Consider the following 5,560-nt stretch of genomic DNA (forward strand, 5'->3'; position numbering starts at 1 on the left):
CCCCATCGAGGCCCAGGCCCTGATCGCCACGTACGGCAAGGAGCACTCGGAGGAACAGCCTCTGTGGCTGGGCTCGTTGAAGTCCAACATCGGACACACGCAGGCGGCCGCCGGTGTCGCCGGTGTCATCAAGATGGTCATGGCGATACGGCACGGCGTGCTGCCCAAGACACTGCACGTGGACGCCCCGTCCTCCGAGGTGGACTGGTCGGCGGGCGCGGTCGAGCTGCTCACCGGGGCGCGGGACTGGCCGGAGCGCGGCGGCATGCCGCGGCGCGCGGGCGTCTCGGCGTTCGGTGTGAGTGGTACGAATGCGCATGTGATCGTGGAGCAGCCGCCGCACATGGCTGTGGAGCAGGCGTCCGAGGAGGCGTCCAACGAGGCCTTCGTCGATGGCGAGTCGCCGACGCGGGTGGCGCCGCTGGCCCTGTCGGCGAAGACCCCGGAAGCCCTGCGGGAGCAGGCCGCCTGGCTCCGCGAACACCTCGTGGCACACGCCGAGTTGGGCATGGGGGACGTCGGCTGGTCGTTGGCGGTGGCTCGCTCGCGGTTCGAACACCGGGGCGTCGTCCTCGGCCGGGACCGCGATGAACTGCTCGCCGGGCTTGAGCACCTCGCGCGGGACGGCTCACCCACGCGGAACGTCGTCACGGGACAGGCGGCGCGGGGCGGCGGAGGCACGGTCCGCCCGGTGTTCGTCTTCCCCGGGGGACAGGGAGCGCAGTGGGCCGGAATGGCGCGCGAACTCCTCGACGATTCACCGGTGTTCGCCGAGCGGATGCGGGAGTGCGCGGACGCGTTGTCCGAGTTCGTGGACTGGGACCTCCTCGAGGAGCTGAGCGGGGAGCGGTTCGGCGAGGTGGACGTGGTCGAGCCCGTCCTCTTCGCGGTGCTGGTGTCGCTGGCCGCGGTGTGGCGGGCGGCGGGTGTCGAGCCCGCCGCCGTGGTGGGCCACGGTCCGGGCGAGATCGCGGCCGCGTACGTGGCGGGCGCGCTGTCGCTCGCGGACGCGGTACGCGTGGTGGCTCTGCGGAGCCAGGCCGTCCGGGAACTGTCGGGCAAGGGCGCCATGGCGTCCGTACCGCTGCCGGAGCAGGAGGTGCGGGAGCTGATCGCCGCGTGGGGCGACCGGATCGAGGTCGCGGCCGTCGACGGCCCCGCCCGGGTCGTGGTGTCCGGCGAGGCCGAGGCCCTGGAGGAACTGGTCGCCGCGTGCGCCGCCCAGGACGTCCAGGCCGACGCGCTCGCCGTGGACCACGCCGCGCACTCCGCCCAAGTGGAGTCCGCCGAGGACCACTTGACCCAGGTGCTCGCCCCCGTGGTGCCGCGCCCTGCCAATGTGCCGGTGTTCTCCACGGTGACGGGGGAGTGGCTGCAGGCAGGCACTCCCATGGACGCGGGGTACTGGTACCGGAACCTGCGCCACCCTGTCCTCTTCGGGCAGGCTGTCGGCGGGCTGATCTCCGAGGGTCACGGGCTGTTCGTGGAGATGAGCCCGCACCCCGTGCTGACGCCAGTGGTCCGGGCCGCCATCGACGCCACGGGTGCTCCGGCGGTCGCGCTCGGCTCCCTGCGCCGGGCCGAAGGCGGTGCGCACCGCCTCATGGAAGCCATCGCCGAAGCCCATGTGTACGGCGTCGAACTCGACTGGAAGGCCCTCTTCCCCGGCCCCCGCGCGACCGTCGACCTGCCGACGTACGCCTTCCAGCGCGAGCACTTCTGGCTCGTGGACGGGCGCACGCCGGGCAGCGCCCCGGCGCCCGCGCAGGACGAGGTGGAGGCGCGGTTCTGGGAGGCCGTGGAGCGCGAGGACCTGGAGGAGCTGGCGGCCGAGCTGGAGGTGGCGGACGGTTCCGTCTCCGCCGGGCTTGGTGCCGTGCTGCCCGCGCTGTCGTCGTGGCGGCGGCAGCGGCGTGAGCGGTCGACCCTCGACGGGTGGCGCTACCGGGTCACCTGGAAGCCGCTCGCAAACGGCGCGCTACGGCGTGCCGGGGCGCTGTCGGGGACTTGGCTGGTTGTCGTGCCCGAGGAGGCGGCGGCGCACCCGTGGGTGGTCGGCGTCAGCGAGGCGCTGACGCAGGCCGGGGCAAGCGTGGTTCAACTCGGCTTCGCCGAAGCCGAGTTGGACCGCAAGGGCTTGGTCGGGCGGCTGCGTGAACATGCGCAGAGCGCGGTCGGCGCGGCTGAACCCGCAGGCGTTGTCTCCCTGCTCGCCCTCGCCGAGCACCCGCACCCCGCACATCCCGTGCTCCCCACCGGCCTCGCGGCCACCGTCGCCCTCGTGCAGGCCCTCGACGACGCCGAGATCGGCGCCCGCCTGTGGGCCGTCTCCATGGGAGCCGTCTCCACCGGCCGCAGCGACCGCCTCGTAAGCGCCGCCCAAGCCCAACTGTGGGGCCTGGGACGGGTCGTGGCCTTGGAGCACCCCGAGCGCTGGGGCGGTCTCATCGACCTGCCGCAGACCCCCGACAGCCGTACGGCGACCCGACTCGCCACAGCCCTGGCGGGCATCCCGGCCAACGCCGACTCAGAAGCCGACGACGAGGCGAACGGCGGCACCGGCACAGGCGCCGGAACCGGCACCGGCTTCGAGGACCAGGTCGCCGTACGCGGCTCCGGCCTCTTCGTACGCCGTCTCACCCACGCACCGCTGGTCACCCACCCGTCGCGCACCTGGACGCCACGCGGCACCGCGCTGATCACAGGCGGCACGGGCGCCCTCGGCGCGCACGTCGCCCGCTGGCTGGTGCGCGAGGGCGTCGAGCACCTCGTACTGACGAGCCGTCGCGGTCTCGATGCTCCGGGTGCCGGTGAACTAAAGGCGGAACTAGAGGAGTTGGGAGCCGAGGTCACGATCACGGCCTGCAACATCGCCGACCGGGACGCGGTCGCCGGACTCCTCGACGAACTGGCCGCCGGCGGGCACACGCTCCGCTCCGTCTTCCACGCCGCCGGTGTGAGCCCCGCGCTCCCGCTCGCCGACACGGCACCTGCGGACCTCGCCGACGCCCTGGACGCCAAGGCGGCGGGCGCCGCCCATCTCGACGCGCTCCTGGGCGACACCGAACTCGACGCCTTTGTCCTCTTCTCCTCCATCGCGGCCGTCTGGGGCAGCGGCGGCCAGTCCGGATACGCCGCGGCCAACGCCTTTCTCGACGCGATCGCCGAGCGCCGCCGCGCGCGCGGCCAGGCGGCCACCTCGGTCGCCTGGGGTGCCTGGGGCGGCAGCGGCATGGCCGCCACCGCCGAGGCCGAGGAGCACCTGCGCCGCCGTGGCGTCGCGCTGCTCGGCCCCGACCTGGCCATTGGCGCGCTCGCGCAGGCACTCACGTACGACGAGACGTGCCTGACGGTCGCCGACGTGGACTGGGAGCGGTTCGCCCCCACCTTCACGGCCGCGCGGCCCAGCGCCTTCCTCGGCGGTCTGCCCGAACTGCGGCCCCAGCGGCGGCAGTCGACATCCGCCCCTGCGGGCGGCGGCGAGCCGGTCTCCGAGTGGGCCTCCCGGCTCACCGGGCTCCCGGAGGGCGAGCGGCAGCGCCTGGTCCTCGACCTCGTACGGACCGAGGCGGCAGCCGCCCTGGGCTACGCCGGAGCCGACGCAGTCGAACCCACCCGCGCCTTCCGCGAGTTGGGCTTCGACTCCCTCACCGCCGTCGAACTCCGCAACCGTCTCACCGCCGCAACCGAGGTCTCCCTGTCCGCGACGGTGGTCTTCGACCATCCCTCGCCCGAGGTCCTCGCCCGGCACCTCCTTGCGGAGCTGTCCGGCGGCGCCACCGCCGCGACGGCGGCACCCGCCCGCGTGGCGGAGCCCGCCGGCGTGGCCGACGACACCATCGCCATCGTGTCGATGAGCTGCCGCTTCCCCGGCGGCGCCAGCACCCCCGAGAGGCTGTGGCAGCTGCTCGTTGACGGCACGGACGCCATCTCGGTCTTCCCCGCCGACCGCGGCTGGCAGCTCGACGGCGCCGCGCGCTACAAGCCCGAGGGCGGTTTCGTCTACGACGCCTCGGAGTTCGACGCCGGCCTCTTCGGCATCTCGCCGCGCGAGGCCCTGGCCATGGACCCGCAGCAGCGACTGCTCCTGGAGACCACCTGGGAACTGTTCGAACGCATCGGCGTAGCCCCCAAGTCCCTGCGCGGTACGCCGACCGGCGTCTTCGTCGGATCCGGCTTCCAGGGGTACGCGACCGGGCTCGACAGCGTCCCCGAGGGCGTCGAGGGACACCTGATGACGGGTACGTCCGGCAGTGTCATCTCCGGCCGCCTCGCCTACTCCTTCGGCCTCGAAGGCCCCGCGGTGACCGTCGACACGGCCTGCTCCTCGTCGCTGGTCGCCCTGCACCTCGCCGCGCAGGCCCTGCGCAACGGCGAGTGCGACCTCGCCCTCGCCGGTGGCGTCACCGTCATGGCGACGGCCGGTGCCTTCGACGAGTTCAGCCGCCAGGGCGGCCTGGCCTCCGACGGCCGCTGCAAGCCGTACGCGGAGGCGGCCGACGGCACCGGCTGGGGCGAGGGCGCGGGCCTGCTGCTCCTGGAGCGCCTGTCGGTCGTACGCGGCTCCGCCGTCAACCAGGACGGCGCCAGCAACGGGCTGACCGCCCCGAACGGCCCCTCCCAGCAGCGCGTGATCAGCCAGGCCCTCGCCAACGCCCGTCTCGCGCCCGAGCAGATCGACGCCGTGGAAGGCCACGGAACCGGCACCAGCCTGGGCGACCCCATCGAGGCCCAGGCCCTCATCGCCACGTACGGACAGGACCGCCCGGCCGACCGGCCGCTGCTCCTCGGCTCGGTGAAGTCCAACATCGGACACACCCAGGCCGCCGCCGGTGTCGCGGGCGTCATCAAGATGGTCATGGCGATGCGCCACGGCGTCCTGCCGCAGACCCTGCACGTGGACCGGCCCAGCTCCCACGTGGACTGGTCGGCCGGAACCGTCGAACTGCTCGACCGGGCCCGCGACTGGCCCGACCGTGACGGCGCGCCGCGCCGCGCCGGCGTCTCGTCGTTCGGAGTCAGCGGAACGAACGCCCACGTCGTCGTGGAACAGGCACCCCGGCGACGCGGCAAGCCCGCCGAAGCCGAGCCCCAGCGGCCCGACGCGGCAGCGACGGCCGACGTCGCCGTGCCGTGGCCGGTGTCGGCCCGCGACGCGGACGCCCTCCGCGCCCAGGCCGGCCGCCTGCGGGCACGACTCCTCGCCGACCCCGCCCTCGCGGCGGACCGCACCGGACTCACCGACCTGGGTTGGTCGCTGGACACGGGCCGGTCGCCGCTCGAGCATCGTGCTGTTGTTCTGGGGCGGGAATCGGGACAGTTCCTGTCCGGGTTGGAGGCTTTGGCTTCCGGTAGTGGTTCGGGTGTGGTGTCGGGGTCGGTGGTCGAGGGCCGTCTCGGAGTTCTGTTCACGGGTCAGGGCAGCCAGCGGCTGGGTATGGGCCGTGAGTTGTACGAGGCGTTCGCGGTGTTCGCGGATGCGCTGGACGAGGTGTGTGCGCACCTGGACGGTCTGCTTGACCGGCCGCTGAAGGACGTGATGTTCGGTGCGGACGCCGGG

The 5,560-nt window shown here is 73.6% G+C and carries 1 protein-coding gene; it reads left to right on the plus strand.

The features are described from left to right. A partial coding sequence (locus ADL01_RS17365) for a type I polyketide synthase (protein WP_159049551.1) occupies nucleotides 1-5,560 on the plus strand: 5,560 nt, incomplete at both ends.

This window comes from Streptomyces sp. NRRL WC-3618, from assembly GCF_001280005.1.
Classification (GTDB): Bacteria; Actinomycetota; Actinomycetes; order Streptomycetales; family Streptomycetaceae; genus Streptomyces.